The following is an 18,539-nucleotide window of genomic DNA, read 5'->3' on the forward strand; positions in this document are numbered from 1 at the left end:
TGTTTATTCGTTTGCATGGATAAACATGAGCGCAAATTGAGAGTTCGTCATGTTGGGGTTCGTTCCTCACCCCAACCTACATGACCTGCCACAATCTACATCAATTAATATTTATAAGAATCCGGCTTGAACGGACCTTCAACTTCCACGCCGATATACTCAGCTTGTTGCGTGGTAAGTTTGGTAATAACACCACCAAAACCTTCCACCATGTCTTTAGCCACTTCTTCATCAAGCTTCTTCGGCAATACACGCACGTACAAATGCTCGGCCTTTTCGTTGGCTGGCAGGTCGGCAAATTTGCGCTCGTATAAATAAATCTGTGCGAGTACCTGGTTGGCGAAAGAACCATCCATAATGCGCGATGGGTGACCGGTTGCATTACCCAGATTCACCAGACGACCTTCCGATAACAAAATCAAATGATTGTTTGTGGCCTTGTCGCGGTAGATTTTATGCACTTGTGGTTTAACTTCTTCCCATTCCCAGTTTTTGCGCATATAGGCAGTATCGATTTCGCTATCGAAGTGACCGATGTTGCAAACCACGGCACCATTTTTTAACGCACGCAACATGGAAGAGTCGCATACATTGACGTTACCGGTGGTAGTCACAACCAGATCAGTAGTGCCGAGTACGATGTGATTGATATCTTCAAATTTGCCGGTATTGATGCCGTTGTTGTATGGCGATACCACTTCAAAGCCATCCATACACGCTTGCATTGCACAGATAGGATCGATTTCGGTCACTTTAACAATCATGCCTTCCTGGCGCAGTGAGGCAGCAGAACCTTTACCCACATCGCCGTAACCAATAACCAATGCTTTTTTACCGGCGAGCAAATGGTCGGTGCCGCGCTTGATTGCATCATTCAAACTGTGACGGCAACCGTATTTGTTGTCGTTTTTGCTTTTGGTCACGGCATCGTTTACGTTGATCGCAGGAACTTTCAGCGTGCCTTTTTTCAACATATCAAGCAGGCGATGAACACCGGTGGTGGTTTCTTCTGAAATGCCGTGGATTTTATCCAGCATGTGCGGATATTTTTCGTGCACGATTTGCGTTACATCACCGCCGTCGTCGAGGATCATATTCGCATCCCAGACGTTGCCATCTTTATTGATGGTTTGTTCGATACACCACCAGAATTCTTCTTCGGTTTCACCTTTCCACGCAAATACCGGAATGCCGGCAGCGGCGATTGCAGCGGCAGCGTGATCCTGTGTTGAGAAAATATTGCACGATGACCAGCGCACTTCTGCACCCAGGTCCACCAGTGTTTCAATCAACACGGCGGTTTGGATGGTCATGTGGATACAGCCGATAATTTTTGCATCGGCCAATGGTTTTGAATTTTTATATTTGCGACGCAATGCCATCAATGCCGGCATTTCACCTTCGGCGATTTCAATTTCCTTGCGGCCCCAATGGGCATCTTTCGCAAATTCTTCGGGGGTTCTGGCGGCAACTTTGTAGTCGGTGAAGCTCATAATTTTTTCCTATGTGATTGCGTAGGTTGGGCAGCAATGCCCAACATAGTTAAAGCGGAAATCTTTTTTGTTGGGCATTGCTGCCCAACCTACGGGCTACGGTAGTTTTTAAAGCGCTTTCTTCAACGCATCAGCCTTGTCAGTTTTTTCCCAGGTGAAATCAGGCAGCTCGCGCCCGAAGTGACCGTAAGCGGCGGTCTGGCGATATATCGGGCGTCTCAGGTCCAGCATTTCGATCAGGCCACGTGGACGTAAATCAAAATGTTCGCGTATTAAATTAATAATCGCGGCATCAGAAATTTTGCCGGTGCCAAAGGTGTTGATTGAAATTGACGTCGGTTCAGCAACACCAATTGCGTAACTCACTTGAATTTCCAGGCGATCTGCCAAACCCGCGGCAACAATATTTTTTGCAACATAGCGACCGGCGTAAGCCGCAGAGCGATCTACTTTTGATGGATCTTTACCAGAGAATGCGCCGCCACCGTGACGAGCCATGCCACCGTAAGAGTCCACAATAATTTTGCGGCCAGTCAAACCACAATCGCCCACCGGGCCGCCGATAATAAATTGGCCGGTCGGGTTGATGTGATATTGGGTATCCGCATGCAGCCATTCAGCAGGCAACACATTTTTAATAATTAATTCGCGTACTGCCTCGCGAATATCAGATTGTTTTACGTTGGGGCTGTGTTGGGTAGAAAGTACTACAGCATCAACAGCAACGGGTTTGCCATTTTCGTAACGCAAGGTTACCTGGCTTTTTGCATCAGGGCGCAACCAGGGGAGTTCGCCGCTTTTGCGCAATTGCGCTTGTTTTTCTACCAAGCGGTGCGCGTAAAAAATCGGTGCTGGCATTAATACAGACGTTTCGTTAGTGGCATAACCGAACATCAAACCCTGGTCGCCCGCGCCCAGATCTTTTTCATTGCCTTCATCAACGCCCATGGCGATGTCAGCAGATTGCTTGCCGATTGCATTCAATACTGCGCAAGATGCCCCATCGAAGCCCACATCGCTGGAGTTGTAGCCAATATCCAGAATTACCTGGCGAATCAAATCTTCCAGGTCGACATAAGTAGAGGTGCGCACTTCACCGGCCACAATTGCCATACCGGTTTTTACCAGCGTCTCTACTGCAACGCGTGCATGGGGATCATCTTTTAAAATTGCATCGAGCACGGCATCGGAAATTTGATCCGCTAATTTATCGGGATGGCCTTCAGAAACCGATTCGGAGGTAAAAACAGAATATTCAGACATGATTTTTCCTTTACATAATTTCAAATTAAAAAAAATCGGTAGCCCGTATGGAATGCAACCTAATACGGGGTTGTTATTCACATCATCAATCGTTCCCGTATTTCGTTGGGCGCAATACGGGTTAGGTTTAAAAATTTGTCGGTTTAAAAAATTGGCGTAACTGGATTTGGAAGCCATTGCGCAACGCAAAATAAACGCTCTGGCCTTCATCCAGACCAGCGGCTTTGGCCCAGCGCGAAAAATCTTGCGGGTCAAATCCCTGCCATAAATCACCGCAGGCATCGCGCGCCCAATCCTGTTCATGGCGACATAAATCGCAAACCAATAGCGCCCCGCCCGGTGCAAGTGCATTACTCAAATCCTGGAAAATATCCGCGGGTGATGGCGTGTGGTGTAGAACCATGTTTACCAAAATGCAATCGGCCAATACTTTGTTGGCCGGTAAACTTTGGGTGTCGCCATGGATAAATTCGATATTGCGCAAATGATTTTCGCGTGCGAAATTTTTTGCTTTATCGAGCATATTGGCCGCGTTATCCAACGCAATCACGTGATTAAATTGTTGCGCTAATACGGCGAGAAATTCGCCTTCGCCGGGGCCAACTTCCAGGGCGAGATTTTTATCGCGCAATGACGTGTTGTTAAGCAACTGCGTCATTTGTTCCGCATAAACCGGGTAGCTCGCAATTAAATCTTGCTGCGCACGGAATTTGTCTGCGTTTTCACTAAAAAATGCCTGTGCGGCCTGGCTGCGCTCTTGTTGCAGCTCGATAATCGGCGCGCGCAAATGGTCGGCGATAGGCAATGTATCCAGGCTCGCAAACAATTGTTGCTGTAATGCGGAGAATGGATGATCCGGCGATAAATACGCCCGGCGATAGAAAATTGAATTGGCCTCGCGCCGTGAACTCAACAAACCGGCATTGGCGAGCACCTTTAAATGATGGCTCATGCCCGACTGCTTGATCGAAAAAATCCGGCACAACTCCAATACCCCGTAAGAATCCTGGCTCAGCACGCGCAAGATCTCCAGCCGCAATGGATCGCCCGCGGCTTTTAGCAGGTTGGCGAGCGGGCTGAGCGGCGTTTCCAGTTCGACCGTATCGGTGAGTACAGGAAGTTCGTCAGTATTGGGCAGGGGGTGGTTCATTTTTTGACCAGTCGCGAGGAATTGTCGTGCAGTCTAACAGCCTGAAAAACCTATATCAAAATATTTTGATATAGGTTTTAGGCTTTTTTGGCTGCATAGCGACCATCCTGGCTACTTTTGAGATCAGCGTCGGGGCTTTTTGCGATTAATTGTGCCGATGAGGGTGGTTATTTCTTTACGGCTGGCGCGCGCTGGGTGAAAATGCCTCCCCATTTTGTCTGTGGCTTTCAGTGTGTTAATGAGTGCCACACCCAGCGACGGCGGCTGGAACCCAACGACATAAAAGCCCATCAGAGGCCTGTAAATAAGTGGCGTTTGCCCAATAGTGCTTTGCAACCCCGGGGTGCCCTGAACCGCGTAGACGGCAGTGATGCGCCCAACTACAACAGCAATCAACTTTATTTAAGGAGCCTTGAGTTTCATGCCAACTCGTCAACACCTTGCCAATGCGATCCGCGTCCTCTCGATGGATGCGGTTCAGAAAGCCAACTCAGGCCACCCGGGCGCCCCAATGGGCATGGCGGATATCGCCGAAGTTCTGTGGAATGACTTTTTAAAACACAACCCGCAAAACCCTGAATGGGCTGATCGCGACCGTTTTATACTGTCCAACGGCCACGGCTCCATGCTGATTTACTCCTTGCTGCATTTGACTGGCTACGCAGTTTCACTCGCCGACTTACAACAATTCCGCCAACTACATTCCAACACACCGGGTCATCCCGAGCGCGGTTATACCCCGGGTGTTGAAACTACCACTGGTCCATTGGGCCAGGGTATTGCGAACGCCGTTGGTTTTGCGCTGGCGGAAAAAGTATTGGCTGCACAATTCAATCGCGATGGCCATGACGTTGTTAATCACTTCACCTACTGCTTCCTCGGCGATGGCTGCATGATGGAAGGTGTTTCCCATGAGGCCTGTTCATTGGCAGGTACTTTGGGGCTGGGTAAATTGATTGCGTTCTATGATGACAACGGTATTTCTATCGATGGTCACGTTGAAGGCTGGTTCACTGACGATACTCCAAAGCGTTTCGAATCTTACGGTTGGCATGTAATCCCGGCGGTAGATGGCCATAATCCGGACGCAATCAAAGCGGCAATCGAAGCCGCGCGCGCTGAAACCGGCAAACCAACCCTGATCGTTACCAAAACTGTCATTGGTTTCGGTTCACCCAACAAACAAGGTTCGCACGATTGCCACGGTTCACCACTGGGCCTGGAAGAAGTTGCTTTGGTACGTAAAACGCTGAATTGGGAATACGAGCCATTTGTTGTTCCCGCCGATGTTTACGCCGGTTGGGATGCAAAAGAAAAAGGCGCTGCCAATGAGAAAGCGTGGAATGAAAAGTTTGCTGCCTATAAAGCGGCGCACCCGGAATTGGCTGCCGAATTCGAGCGTCGTGTAATCAAAGGCGAATTGCCTGCTGATTTCGCTGCAAAAGCAGAAGCGTTTATCGCTGAGACTCAAGCCAAAGGCGAAAAAATTGCGAGCCGTAAAGCCTCGCAAAATACCATCGCTGCTTTTGTTGAGTGGTTGCCGGAAATCCTTGGCGGTTCTGCTGACCTCGCGGGTTCCAACCTGACGCTGGTTAAAAAATCCAAAGGCGTAGAAGCGGGCGATGCAAGCGGTAACTATGTGTATTACGGGGTGCGCGAATTCGGTATGAGCGCGATCATGAACGGCGTATCTGCCCACGGCGGATTTATCCCTTACGGCGCAACCTTCCTGATGTTCCAGCAATACGCGGCTAACGCGGTGCGTATGTCAGCGCTGATGAAATTACGCAACGTATTTGTTTACACCCACGACTCAATCGGCCAGGGTGAAGACGGCCCGACTCACCAGCCAATCGAAGTGCTCGGCAGCTTGCGTCTGACGCCAAACCTGGAAACCTGGCGCCCGGCTGACAGCACTGAATCGGCTGTTGCGTGGAAAGCAGCCGTTGAACGTAAAGATGGTCCCGCAGCATTGGTATTCAGCCGTCAAAACCTGGATTTCTTCGCGCGTACACCCGAACAAGTTGCGAACATCGCCAAAGGCGGTTATGTGCTGGTTGATTCGGTAGGCGAGCCGGAAGCCATCCTGATCGCCACCGGTTCAGAAGTTGGCGTAACGGTGAAAGCTGCTGAAGCGCTGAAAGCAAAAGGCAAAAACGTTCGCGTTGTGTCTATGCCATCCACATCTGTATTTGATCAACAGGATGTTGCCTACAAAGAATCGGTATTGCCCATCAGTGTAGGCGCGCGTGTTGCGGTTGAAACTGCCCACGCTGACTACTGGTACAAATACGTCGGCTTCGATGGTCGCATTGTCGGCATGACCACCTTCGGTGAATCTGCGCCGGGCAATAAACTGTTGGAACATTTCGGCTTCACTGTCGACAATATCGTCAGTACGGTTGAAGAATTGCTGGAAGACTAAGGCTTTTAATCGAAAGAAACAAAACACCCGGCGCGAGTCGGGTGTTTTGTTTTAGGCTGTGTAATAACGCCAGCTTGACTGGTGTAGCTAAAAAGGCTACAAATGAAGCCAATATTGCTACATTATGGCAGCGCTTGATCATGAATAGCCCATTAGCTGATTTGCTCTTTAAAGAATATCGTCGCCGTGTGCTGGGGCTATTACTGCTACACCCCGAACAGGCTTACCATGTTCGCGAAATTGCACGTTTGACTGGGACTGTCGCGGGTACTCTGCATAAAGAATTGAGCAAATTGGCGGATGCAGGTCTGCTATTAAAGATGGCACAGGGTAACCAGGTGAGTTATCAAGCTAATCGCAATAGCCTGATCTTTGATGAACTGGCCAGTATTTTGCGCAAAACATCGGGTGTTGCTGATGTACTTGCGGAAGTATTGGCTCCGGTTGCGCAACAAATTGACCTGGCGTTGGTGTTTGGGTCTATTGCCAGTGGTAAAGCCAACGCTGTTAGCGATATAGATTTATTGATTGTTGGTCGTGTGGGTTTTGGTGAGATAGTTAAAGCACTTTATCCTGCCCAGCAGCAATTGCGACGGGAAATTAATCCCAAGTTATATTTACCGGAAGAATGGAAATTAGTTCTGGTGGAGCGCTCTGCATTTGTGCGTGAGTTGCTTGAAAAGCCGGTTATTAAAATCATAGGAGACATGGATGACGCTGGATAATTTGTTGGGTATAAGTTTGGAAACTATCGAGCCTGATTCATTAACTATCAGGCGTTTACTGGAAGCAGCAAAACGCAATATTCACGATTCGCATTTATCTGGCTTGAGCAATGAAAATCGTTTTGACGCTGCGTATAAAGCGATTATGCAAATAGCCAATGCTGCACTGCAAACTCGCGGTTTTCGTACGTTAACCAGTAAGCCTGGGCATCACCAAACCATGATTCAAAGTTTGGTAAAAACGTTGGATGTCGATTTTGAAACGGTGATTGTTCTCGATGCACTGCGTAAGCAACGGAATGTAGCGGATTATTCGGGTGACGTGGTAACAGATGCAGCAGTTAAGGAATGCATTACCCAGGCAGAATTATTGTTGAGTATGGTTTCCGAAAAGTGTAAGCCTGATGTGCTCTGATTTTCAGAACTAATCACTGTGTGTAATCAGAAAAATTTTTAATACAGACTTCTACAAAAGTATTTTTTATCAGGAGAATTCTATGACCGTAAAATTAATGAAAGACCAGGATCTCGCCGGCAAGCGTGTATTGATTCGCCAGGATCTGAATGTGCCATTGGAAGATGGTCGCATCACCAGTGCGGTGCGTATTGATGCTTCTATCCCGACTATCAAAGAAGCGTTGGCGAAAGGCGCAAAAGTGATGGTGATGTCGCACCTTGGACGTCCGGATGAAGGTGTTTATGACGAAGCTTCTTCATTGGCTCCGGTTGCAAAATATTTAAGTGAAAAATTAGGCCGCCCGGTTCCGCTGGTAAAAGATTGGGTTGATGGTTTCTCTGATCAAGGCGATTTGGTGTTGTTGGAAAACGTTCGCTTTAATGTCGGCGAAGGCAAAAATTCTGACGAGCTTTCCAAAAAAATGGCAGCGCTGTGCGATGTATTTGTGATGGACGCATTCGGTACTGCGCACCGTGCGCAAGCATCAACACACGGTGTTGCGAAATTTGCCCCCGTTGCGGTTGCCGGCCCATTACTGGCTGCTGAACTGGAAGCGCTGGCAAAAGTGCTCGACAATCCTGCGCGTCCATTGGTAGCGATCGTTGGTGGTTCAAAAGTATCTACCAAACTGAGTGTGCTTGATGCCTTGTCAAAAATTGCTGACATTTTGGTTGTGGGCGGCGGAATCTCTAATACTTTCGTTGCATCTGCGGGTAATGAAGTAGGCAATTCTTTGTACGAAAAAGATTTAATTCCGGAAGCACAACGTTTGCGTGCACAAACTGAAGTGGTGTTTGCGACTGACGTTCGTGTTACCAAAGAAGGTTTCAAGTCCTGGAATCACAATTCCGTTGCTGTTGTGAAGAAAGTTAATGAAATTGCTGCTGACGAAGAAATTATCGATTACGGCCCTGAAACAGCCGCGCGCGTTGCGGAAATTATCAAAAATGCAAAAACTGTTTTATGGAACGGTCCTTGTGGCGTGTTTGAGTTCGATGCTTTCGCAAAAGGTACTGAAGAAATTTCGCGTGCAATCGCCGAGAGCGATGCATTCTCGGTCGCTGGCGGTGGCGATACTCTGGCGGCAATCGACAAGTGGAACCTTGCCGACAAAATCTCCTATGTTTCTACCGGTGGCGGTGCATTCCTTGAATTCGTGGAAGGTAAAGTTTTACCCGCAGTTGCGATTCTGGAAGAGCGCGCCAAAGGTTAATCCTTGCCGTTAGGTGATGTTATAAAAGAGGCGATCTTCGGATCGCCTTTTTTTTGTGTTACCAGTTAAAGGTGAGTGCTACATACCAACGCCGCCCGGCGACATCGTAAGTCATCGTATCGGTATTTACATCCAGCCAGTTAATAACGTAAGGCGCGCGGTGGTCAAACAGGTTGTTGATACCGAATGCAAGCTTGTAGTCATTCGCCTGATAGGCCAGTTGCGCATTGTGGTAAGTAATACCCGGCAACTGTGCGCCCAGGTTGGCAGGGTCTGCATTCAGGGCATCGCCCTTACCCAGGTAACGGGCGCTGTAGCTACCGGTCCAACGGTCCCGGGTCAGGTTGATTTGCGCGAGCGAGCGCCATTTTAAATAGCTGCCACGACCGCTGGTAACCTTGCCGGTGTAGTCGATATGTGCTGCACCCAAATAAGGTTCTACGTGGTAGTAGTCCAAGTAACTGGTGTGCCAATCCAGTCCGACTCTCCACGCGTTCCAGTCAAATTGGCTGCTCACACCCAGGTCTATGCCGGCCTGTTCCTCCTCGGCGGCATTGACCCATTGGGTCGACAGGAAATTGATCTCGCCAGAGAGTGGATTGCGCGTGAAGTTACCGCTTGAGCAAAAGGGATGGGAGTTATTGCTGGAGTTGTAGCAGGCGGCAAGCCGCGAGCTGCCGTCAATGGCCACAATGGCTTTATCGATATGGATTTTGTAGTACTCCAGCGTCACTTCTAGCGGGACAATCTCCGGTATCCAACGAAGTCCCAGGGTGCGGGTAGTGGCCTCTTCCGGCTTGAGGTCGCGGTTGCCGCCCAGCGTAGAAAGCACACTGGAGACCAGTTGCTGGTAACCGGCAGGTACTCCGGCGGCCTGGCAGTTCTGATAAACCGGAGAACTGGCGGGCAGATTGCTCCAGTTGCTGCAGGGGTCACTGGTAATAAGGTTCAGCTTTTGTTCGCCGGCGAATAATTCGGGGATATTGGGTGTGCGGAAAGCACTGGCGTGGGTGGTGCGAATTTGCAGGCTGGGGGTGATTTGCCAGTTGAGTCCCAGTTTGTGATTGGTGGTGCTGCCAAACAGATCGTAGTCTGAATACCGCAAGGCAGCGTTCAGTGTAAGTGCTTCCACTCCTGTGAACGCTTTAAGGAGGGGCAGGTTGGTTTCGATGAAGGCTTCGCGCGCTTCATAGGAACCGGCGGCGGGTTCCTGGCGATTGGTATTGGCTACACCGTTGCGGACAAGGGGATCAGGGTGGCGCCAGGCTTTTTCACGACGCAGGTCGATACCGGTAGCCAGTTGCACATAACCGGCGGGTAACGCGAACAGTTCACCATTCAGGCTGCCGCTAAAGCCCAGCATCTGGTTGCCGCCATGGTCGCGGGTTTCTGTCATCAGGTAATCGAGCACTGCGGGGGTGATATCGCCATAGCCCAGGTAATCGGCACAGGGAATGGCGGCGCCCGGGCTATTACTGCAACGTGTCCGGTCCAGCGTGGCATCTACATGGTCCAGGTTGGCAGCATTGGCCAATCCATCGACACCGGTATTGCGGCTCCAGTTGATACCGGATTGCCAGCGCCAGCCGGATTCCATTTTCCCATCCAGCCCAATTAGCCCCTGCACATAATCGACGTCCTGATAAAGGGTGCGGCTACCGGCTTCCAGTAAACGCCGGCGTTCCAATACCAGGTTCTGGCCGGTGGGGTTAGTGGGGTGGTCGACGGCGATAGTGATTGGACGATTCAGCCCCAGGGTGCCGGGGGACGCCATTTGTGCGGATTCGCGCCGGGTGTAAATCCAGGTAGAAGACAAGTGCAATTGCTCGTTGAATTGCCATTCGCCTTTGCCGCTCAGGCTGGTGCGTTTGATGGGATTTATTGCATTCAGGTAATGATTGGCGTTGAAGTTATGTTTGCTGGCGGAGTAGGGTTCATAAAAGTCGCCGTTGCCACCGACAACCTGGTTGAAATTGATGCGCTGGCCATCCGCAAGGCGGGCGCGCCCACCGATAGTATTGGCACTGTCTACACAAATGAGCTCACCGGCCACTTCACCCAACCCGCAAGGCGCGCGGTCAGCCATATTGATCGGGTCGCTGGTGAAATGGCTGAGGTTAACCAGTAGTGAGCCTTGCTCGCCTTTAGTACCCCAGCTGAATTGAGCCGCTTGTTCCGCGCCATCGTTTTTGCTGGTCTGGCCATAGTGAAGGCTGGCTTCGCTGCCCTCCAAGCCCTGGCGGGTAATGATATTGACTACGCCGGCAACCGCATCTGCCCCATAAATGGCTGAGGCCCCATCGCGGTAAATTTCAATACGTTCCACCAGTGCTAGGGGAATAGCGTTGAGATCGACGGCGGCGTTGGCACCGGTGCCGCCATTGGCCAGGCGGTGGCCATCGAGCAGTACCAGGGTGCGGTTGATGCCCAATCCGCGCAGGTTTACATGGGTGCTGGCATTGCCATTTACCCCCCAGTAGGCGTTGCTCTGGTTGCCGGCATAACCCGCAGAGATGGGCAATTGCTGCAATAGTTGTTCGATGGAGGTGGCGCCGTAGCGGGCGATACTGGCCCTTTCTATTACCGTAATAGGACCGGTTGCGAGCGGGTTTGTTTGCTGTATGTGGCTGCCGGTGATGCGCGTGTTCATCAGTTGGCCCAAATCCATATCCAGCAGCTGATCCATTGCATCAGCCTGTACAGCAGGGGCATTGGTCACCGCTAACATCAACCACATGCTGTTGGACAAAAGGCGTATACATCGGATGCTGCAAGGGGTTGAGTTTTGCCCGTAACGGCTGAATCGCATGGTCGGTTTTCCGGCGGCTATGTGGATTTAAAAACTATAGCAGCCCGTGGACGACTTTCCGTTTCGCTTTCCCCCTTTGCATAACGGTAAAGTGAGACAACGCCCACCTTAAGGTGGATACCCAATATGGGACGACGTGGTTGCGTAGCTGCGCGACACTGGTTTAACCGGGCTTCCACCCAGCGTCTTATCGGTACAGCGCCGCGTTGTCAGGGATCAATAACTATAAAAGTGGCTGTGCACAAAGCACGGGAAATCCGGGTTCGAATAATCAATAACAAACCACAAGCAGGTCACTATCATGAATCGATTCAAGCGAGCTTTGCTCCTGCTGGGCGCATTGGGTTTTGCCCATGCCGGCCAGGCGGCAATCATTACTTACGGTGCCGGTAATATCAGCGATACCATCAACACCGCCGGTTGGAAATGTACTGTGGATTACGGCAACTGGATCCATAATGCCGGCGTAGTAAAGCCGGGTGTTAGCAGTTGTAACCCGATTGGCGCGCCTACCCCGATTTACCCGCAAGAAGTTTCCCCGGCAAGTACCAAGCCAACCATGACCCACCGCTGGTGGGGTTCGATCCCGTTTGTGGGTGAGATGAAAGTAGGCGTGAGCACCGATGCCGGCTATATCACTCCTGATCCGATTACGGCCCGCATCACCGAGCGTGGCGTGCGCTTGTTAGGTATTCCGGGCGGGCTGCGCACCGGTACTAACGACACTATTTATGCGATTCCCGACCCGTTCAGCGAAGTGTTTGACGGTATTGCCATTGGTAACTCTGCTTATTCAAACCTCGATGCTTTCCTGAAAGATTACAGCGATGGCTCGGTTACCGTGCAGTGGAAAAGTGGTTCCACGGCGGTAATGGAGGCGACCTTTGTGCATGGTTCGCCCTATGTTTATTTCACCGCATTGCAGGGAAACCTTGTCGTGCGCACCAAGTCAGCAGACGGCGGTGAAAAAGGAATTTTCTACCAAAACGGCAACAACCTGGGGGTATGGACAGATGTAGCGGGTAACCGCAACGCATTCCTGATCACCGGTCACGATGCCACAACATTTAGCGGTGTTAACAGTAACAGCATTGGCGTCACCAACGGCACCAAGCGCATGACTGTCACCTGGTTGCCGCAGCTCACCGGTACGCCCTCCAGCGCGATGATTACGGCCTTTGCCCAATATGCGACCCAGCAAGTGGACAAGGTAAACATCAATTACAGCGTGGATCGCGCCACCAACAAAGTTACCATCACCCACCAGTACCAATTTAATGGTGCAAACGTGACTACCATGGCAGGCTTGTTGCCCCTGCACTGGAAAAATTCCACCCAGGGTGTGACCAGTTACAAGGTGCGTTCCGCGCGCGGCGTGACCAAATTTGCGACCACCAGCAGTTACAGCTACACCATTCCGTACGTGGGCGTGTTGCCTTACTTCCCGGAGAACATTGGCGATTACAACGCAACCCAATTGCGCGCATTGGTAACCGAGTTTGTTAACCAGGGCACTGCCCAGTGGAATACCGCAGGCGACACCTACTGGGCCGGTAAAAACTACGGCAAAGTGGCAGAGCTGGCGGCGATTGCCCGTTCTATCGGCATGACCACGGAAGCTAACCAGATGATCGCCTGGCTGAAAGCCGAATTGCAGGACTGGTTCCGCGCTAATACCACCGGCGCGTTGGATACCACCAAATACTTCGTGTACGACAACAACTGGAACACCCTGTTGGGATTTGATGAGTCCTTCGGTGCCCAGCAACAATTGAACGATCACCACTTCCACTACGGTTACTTTGTGCGTGCCGCAGCGGAAATCTGCCGTGTGGATGCCGCCTGGTGCGGATCAACCCAATATGGCCCCATGGTTGAATTGCTAATCCGCGATTACGCTGCCGGCCGCAATGACAGCCAGTTCCCGTACCTGCGTAACTTTGACCCCGCGTATGGTTTCTCCTGGGCATCGGGCCACGCCAATTTCGCCTTGGGCAATAACAACGAATCGACATCAGAAGCAGCAAATGCGTACGGCGCGATTGTTCTGTACGGCATGATCACCGGTAATAACGACCTGGTGAATCGCGGCATGTACCTGCACGCGTCATCTACAGCGACTTACTGGGAATACTGGAACAACATCGACCGCTTCAAAGGCCTGGGCGGCGATTATGACAACTTCTCGTCCACCTACACCAAACCAACGACCTCGATTATCTGGGGCAACGGCCATGTATTTTCTACCTGGTTCTCCGGTGCTTATGCACACATCCTCGGTATCCAGGGTTTGCCGCTGAGCCCGCTGGTGTTGCATATCGGTCAACATGCGGATTACCTGAACAACTATGTCGCATTGGGCTTGAGCGAGTCATCCAACGGTAAACCGTCCGGCTTGCCTAACGGCCAATGGCGCGATGTCTGGTGGAATATCTGGTCGATGACCAACGGCCAGGCGGCGGTGGACGATATGCTGGCGTACGGTTTGAACAACCTGATTCCGGAAGAAGGTGAAACCAAAGCCCACACCTACCATTGGGTCTACACCCTGAAGCAATTGGGTCACCTGGCAACTGGAACCGGGGCATTAACGGCTAACCATCCTGCGGCAGTGGCATTCAATAAGAATGGTGTGCTGACTTACATCGCTTACAATTTCAGCTGTTCGGCCATTAATGTGGCTTACTCCGATGGCACCGGCTTCTCCGTTCCTGCAAAAGGCTACGCGTTGAAGCGCACTGGCCAATCGGTAGTATCGAGCGGTGCCGGTTGCACCGGCACCAGCAGCTCGGTTGCCAGTTCTACCCCGGGCAGTGTGGCCAGTTCTTCCAAATCGTCCGTTGCCAGCTCTGCGGTGGCCAGCTCCGCAGTGGCAACTCCTTACGGCCACACCGTATTGACCAGCACCAGCGTACGCTTCCATGCGAACAATGCAGCCTGGGCGGATATCCACTACACCATCAACGGCGGTGCCCAGCAAAATATCCGTATGACCCACAATGCGGATAACTCCAACACTTACACCGTCAGCAACATTCCAGCCGGTGCGACTGTGCGCTATTTCTTCACCATCGCCCAGGGCGCCGGTGCCATTGATACGGACTGGGTGCAATTTGGTTGCTGCACGGGCGGGACATCAAGTACCCCGGTGAGCAGTGCGTCAAGCAGTTCAACGCCTGCTTTCACCCAACTGGTACAAGCGGAAGCGTTTACCGCGATGAGTGGTGTGCAGACCGAAGCCACTACCGATACCAATGGCGGCCAGAACGTGGCCTATATTGATGCGGGTGACTGGATGGCTTACGCCAATATCACCATCCCGGCCACGGGCAGTTATCGCATTGAATACCGCGTGGCCAGCCCATCGGGATCACTGCTCTCGGCTGACCTGAACGCCGGTACCACCCAATTGGGTAATGTCACTATTCCGGCAACGGGGGGCTGGCAAAACTGGACCACCGTAAGCCACACGGTAACCCTTACTGCAGGCACCCACAGCTTCGGTGTGTTCGCCCAGCAGGCTGGCTGGAACTTCAACTGGTTCCGCATTACGCGCCTGTAAGTTCGTTTTCCCACAATAAGTGGGATGCCTGGTTCCAGGTAGATAGCCCCCGGTAGAACTGGTTCTGCCGGGGGCTTTTTTTCAGTACCACTTTTGTCGGTGAGTAGAAACGACACAGGCGAAATTGTCCGGATGAACATATCTAACTTATTGATATTAATAGTTTTTAAGGGTTCCCACACAGGGTGGTAAAAAGTGATATGCCTCAGGTTCGAGTAAATTTTCAAGGTGGGACGACACTCTGAACGCCACCTGTGATTATCAAATCGCTAGAAAAGCGGTCATGGCCCGGTACGAGGGTGACCTACGAGAGAAACCGCTCAATAAAGCGGGCCAGAATAAATTCCATACCAATAAATAAATGGAGAATTCCATGAGTAAGACACTAACCAACAAGCAATCAACCAGCTTCAGAAGAAAACTCATTGCCACCGCAGTGACTTCTGCCATGCTCGGTGCCAGCAGTTTTGCGCTGGCGCAGGATGATGTGGAAGAAGTTGTTATCACCGGTATTAAAGCGAGCTTGGCCCGTGCAATGGATATCAAGCGCGATGCCAAGGGTGTTGTTGATGCCATTTCTGCAGAAGACATCGGCAAGTTCCCGGATACTAACCTGGCTGAATCGTTACAGCGTATTTCGGGTGTATCGATTGATCGCTCCAACAACGAAGGTAGCAAAATCACGGTTCGTGGTTTTGGGCCAGAATTTAACCTTGTGACCTTGAATGGTCGTCAAATGCCTACCAACGGAAGTTCACGCTCATTTGAATTCTCCGATTTGGCGGCAGAAAGTGTTAGCGGCGTAGACGTATACAAAACATTCAGCGCCGACAAGGTGACTGGTGGTATTGGCTCGTTGGTCAATATTAATACTGCTCGCCCGCTCGACAAACCTGGCATCAATGGATCGATTGGTGTTAAAGGGATGATGGACACCACTAATGAAATTGGTGATGACGTAACACCGGAAGTGTCGGGTATTTTCAGTGGCACATTCTTCGATAACACCTTTGGTGTGGCAATTTCCGGCTCATATCAAGAGCGTGATAGCCGTTCAGTCAATGCGGATATTGCGAACTGGAGAAACAATCTTAACTACAACCCAAATGCCAATGTGGTAGATAACCGTACCGACAAAAGCGGTCCGACTTTTTATCCACGTAACTTCGGTTATGGTATTGATGATATTTCGCGCGAGAGAACGAATGGTCAAGTAGTGTTGCAGTACGCACCTACAGATACCATCAAGGCAACCCTGGATTACACCTACTCCAAAGTTGATTATCGTGCGCTGAATACCGGTGTAGGTATTTGGTATAGCGATACTGGTGCTACCTTGACCGAAGGTATTATCGATGAAAACGGTACCTTCGTTCGCGTTACTGAATCCGGTGAAGACTACGCGTCAAATATTCGTTTGAATACTTCCCAGACTGAAAATAAATCGCTTGGCTTTAATCTTGAGTGGCAAGCTACCGACAGTTTGAAAGTGAACTTCGACGTGCATGATTCAGAAGGTGAAAATGGTGGTGTGGGCAGAGGGAATGATGTGTTCCTGATTCTCGGTGCCAAGCAAATCGATAAAAAAACCTACGATGCCACCTCAGGAAAAGACATTCCAGACATGATTATCGATTTCCTCGATAACGGTGTCGGAATTGTTAATGGCCAACCAACCGGCGCATCCTATGATTCACTGTTCGCGCAGGCGGGCAAAAATATCAATAAATCCGATGTTACCCAGGTTCAAATTGATGCAGTTTGGGAAACCGGTGATGAAGCTGGTATAACCTCCATCGATTTTGGTGTGGCTAATACTAAAATTACGAACCGCTGGCGTGCATTTAACACTGGCCAATTACCGCTGGGTTGGTATAGCGGCAATAACGCTCTGTGGGCGACGACTGTCGATTTTGAAGAGAAGCAACTCACTGGATTAATGCCGTCCTTCTCTGGTGGCGCATCCTCAATTCCTATCTACCACACATGGGATCTGGAAAAGGGTATTGCGATTGCTGAAGCGCAATGGGCAAACCATGCTGCATCGCCATTACCTTCCTGGGGTACAGCACCGGAAGGTTCAGTAATGAGCCCAAATATGGCCGGCGCCCCTAATAGTGATCACACCGTTACTGAAGAAACTGCTGCAGCTTATGTGCAGTTTAATATGCAAGGTGAACTCGCTGATATGCCGTTGGATGTTTCAACGGGTGTTCGCTATGAGTCGACCGATATTGAATCCAACAGTTATCAGCAAGATCCCACAACCATCATTTGGCAAAATCCTACCGAGTGGGGCATCACTCGCGCAGCAAATAGTCGTTACACCGCAGAATTTGGTGATTACGATACCTGGTTGCCAAGCCTGGATGCTGCGTTGAATATTACTGATGATGTTGTTGGCCGTTTCAGTTACAGCCGCTCACTAACACGTCCGCGTTTGGGCGCATTGATTGGTAATACCTCGATTACTGATCGTCCGAAACCAGGCGAAAGAAATGGTAGCAAGGGTGTACCTGATCTCCTTCCGTATACCGCGGACAACCTGGATATTTCTGCTGAGTGGTATTACGCCGAAGCCAGTTATGTTTCTGTTGGCCTTTTCCATAAGCAAGTAGTTAACTTTATTGTGGACGAGTCTGTTCCCGAGCAAGTGTTTGGCCTGCGCGATCCATTACAAGGACCTCGTGCCCAGGCAGCAAGAGCCGAGCTGGAAGCGGAAGGTTTACCACTCACCGATACCAATGTGTTTAATCGCATTAATGAGATGGCGGGCACTTCAGGTCCAATTGCACAAAGCTCTGCTGATCCATTGGCTACCTTCCAAATTTCTACACCTAAAAATATTGAAGACGCGAAGCTGCAAGGTGCAGAGTTTGCAGTTCAACATACTTTCGGTGAATCAGGATTTGGTGTAGTTGCGAACGCAACTTTGGTAAGTGGTGATTTGGAAGTTGATAACTCTGCTACTGACTTCCAGTTCGCATTGCCAGGTATGAGTGACTCTGCCAACTTGATCGGTTTCTACGATAAAAATGGCTTGCAAGCACGTATCGCTTACAACTGGCGTGACACATTCCTGAATGGTATTGGTGAAAACAATACTCCTCTTTACACGGAGGAATATGGTCAAATTGATATCTCCGTCAGCTACGACTTGCCATTCGTGGAAGGTATGACTGTCTTTGTTGAAGGAATCAACGTTACTGACGAGTCACAACGTGTTTATGCTCGTTACAAGAACCAGTTTAAATCAGCGTATCAATACGGCGCGCGTTATAACCTGGGTGTTCGTTACAGCTTCTAATCACCTTCGGCGATTATGAGACAAGGAAAAGCCGCTTTAAACAGCGGCTTTTTCTTTGCTGGCAGCGGCTAAGCTTTTTATGTGTGTCTCTATAGTAGTGTTAAAAAAGTGTACTGTCCAAATAGCGTAAAAAAA

10 protein-coding genes are annotated in these 18,539 nt (G+C 50.4%); 6 read left to right on the top strand and 4 right to left on the bottom strand.

Annotated features, from left to right (window positions below; all coding sequences use genetic code 11):
• Nucleotides 1-104: 104 nt before the first annotated feature.
• The 3 genes from ahcY to A596_RS01660 all read right to left on the bottom strand — a co-directional run bounded on the left by ahcY (nt 105) and on the right by A596_RS01660 (nt 3,906).
• Nucleotides 105-1,493, bottom strand: a complete 1,389-nt coding sequence (ahcY, locus tag A596_RS01650; RefSeq protein WP_039912268.1) for an adenosylhomocysteinase — start codon at nt 1,491-1,493, stop codon at nt 105-107.
• 108 nt (nt 1,494-1,601) lie between these two features.
• Nucleotides 1,602-2,756, bottom strand: coding sequence for a methionine adenosyltransferase (gene metK / locus A596_RS01655; protein WP_039912269.1), 1,155 nt, complete (start codon nt 2,754-2,756; stop codon nt 1,602-1,604).
• Between the two features lie 127 nt (nt 2,757-2,883).
• Entirely contained in the window at nt 2,884-3,906 is a 1,023-nt protein-coding gene (locus A596_RS01660; protein ID WP_052417138.1) for an ArsR/SmtB family transcription factor, read from the bottom strand.
• Between the two features lie 421 nt (nt 3,907-4,327).
• Here A596_RS01660 and tkt point away from each other — a divergent pair, with 421 nt between their 5' ends.
• The 4 genes from tkt (at nt 4,328) to A596_RS01685 (ending at nt 8,726) form a co-directional block, all read left to right on the top strand.
• A complete protein-coding gene (tkt, locus tag A596_RS01670; RefSeq protein ID WP_039912272.1) occupies nt 4,328-6,331 on the top strand; it encodes a transketolase in 2,004 nt (667 codons plus the stop codon).
• A gap of 140 nt (nt 6,332-6,471) precedes the next feature.
• Nucleotides 6,472-7,056 carry a nucleotidyltransferase domain-containing protein gene (locus A596_RS01675; RefSeq protein WP_039912498.1) on the top strand — a complete coding sequence of 195 codons (585 nt, stop codon included), beginning with the start codon at nt 6,472-6,474 and terminating at the stop codon, nt 7,054-7,056.
• Nucleotides 7,043-7,471 carry a hypothetical protein gene (locus A596_RS01680; RefSeq protein WP_039912274.1) on the top strand — a complete coding sequence of 143 codons (429 nt, stop codon included), beginning with the start codon at nt 7,043-7,045 and terminating at the stop codon, nt 7,469-7,471. The genes A596_RS01675 and A596_RS01680 overlap by 14 nt, the downstream gene beginning before the upstream one ends.
• 82 nt (nt 7,472-7,553) lie before the next feature.
• Nucleotides 7,554-8,726, top strand: a complete 1,173-nt coding sequence (locus tag A596_RS01685; RefSeq protein ID WP_039912275.1) for a phosphoglycerate kinase — start codon at nt 7,554-7,556, stop codon at nt 8,724-8,726.
• Between the two features lie 58 nt (nt 8,727-8,784).
• Here A596_RS01685 and A596_RS01690 read toward each other — a convergent pair whose 3' ends face one another.
• Nucleotides 8,785-11,475 carry a TonB-dependent receptor gene (locus tag A596_RS01690; protein ID WP_160280060.1) on the bottom strand — a complete coding sequence of 897 codons (2,691 nt, stop codon included), beginning with the start codon at nt 11,473-11,475 and terminating at the stop codon, nt 8,785-8,787.
• A 361-nt stretch (nt 11,476-11,836) separates the two neighbouring features.
• Between A596_RS01690 and A596_RS01695 the strand changes: the two genes are divergently transcribed.
• Nucleotides 11,837-15,097: a glycosyl hydrolase gene (locus A596_RS01695; RefSeq protein WP_039912280.1), complete on the top strand. Its 3,261-nt coding sequence runs from the start codon at nt 11,837-11,839 to the stop codon at nt 15,095-15,097.
• Between the two features lie 373 nt (nt 15,098-15,470).
• On the top strand, nt 15,471-18,404 hold the full coding sequence (locus A596_RS01700) for a TonB-dependent receptor (RefSeq protein WP_039912282.1): 2,934 nt from the start codon (nt 15,471-15,473) through the stop codon (nt 18,402-18,404).
• The last annotated feature ends 135 nt before the right edge of the window (nt 18,405-18,539 follow it).

It is taken from the genome of Cellvibrio mixtus subsp. mixtus J3-8 (genome assembly GCF_000766945.1).
Lineage (GTDB): Bacteria > Pseudomonadota > Gammaproteobacteria > Pseudomonadales > Cellvibrionaceae > Cellvibrio > Cellvibrio mixtus_A.

Excerpts from the sequence above, each read along its gene's own strand:
- A596_RS01700 (WP_039912282.1), top strand. The coding sequence starts at position 15,471 with ATGAGTAAGACACTAACCAACAAGCAATCAACCAGCTTCAGAAGAAAA.
- A596_RS01695 (WP_039912280.1), top strand. The coding sequence starts at position 11,837 with ATGAATCGATTCAAGCGAGCTTTGCTCCTGCTGGGCGCATTGGGTTTT.
- ahcY (WP_039912268.1), bottom strand. The coding sequence starts at position 1,493 with ATGAGCTTCACCGACTACAAAGTTGCCGCCAGAACCCCCGAAGAATTT.
- tkt (WP_039912272.1), top strand. The coding sequence starts at position 4,328 with ATGCCAACTCGTCAACACCTTGCCAATGCGATCCGCGTCCTCTCGATG.
- A596_RS01680 (WP_039912274.1), top strand. The coding sequence starts at position 7,043 with ATGACGCTGGATAATTTGTTGGGTATAAGTTTGGAAACTATCGAGCCT.
- A596_RS01660 (WP_052417138.1), bottom strand. The coding sequence starts at position 3,906 with ATGAACCACCCCCTGCCCAATACTGACGAACTTCCTGTACTCACCGAT.
- A596_RS01685 (WP_039912275.1), top strand. The coding sequence starts at position 7,554 with ATGACCGTAAAATTAATGAAAGACCAGGATCTCGCCGGCAAGCGTGTA.
- metK (WP_039912269.1), bottom strand. The coding sequence starts at position 2,756 with ATGTCTGAATATTCTGTTTTTACCTCCGAATCGGTTTCTGAAGGCCAT.
- A596_RS01675 (WP_039912498.1), top strand. The coding sequence starts at position 6,472 with ATGAATAGCCCATTAGCTGATTTGCTCTTTAAAGAATATCGTCGCCGT.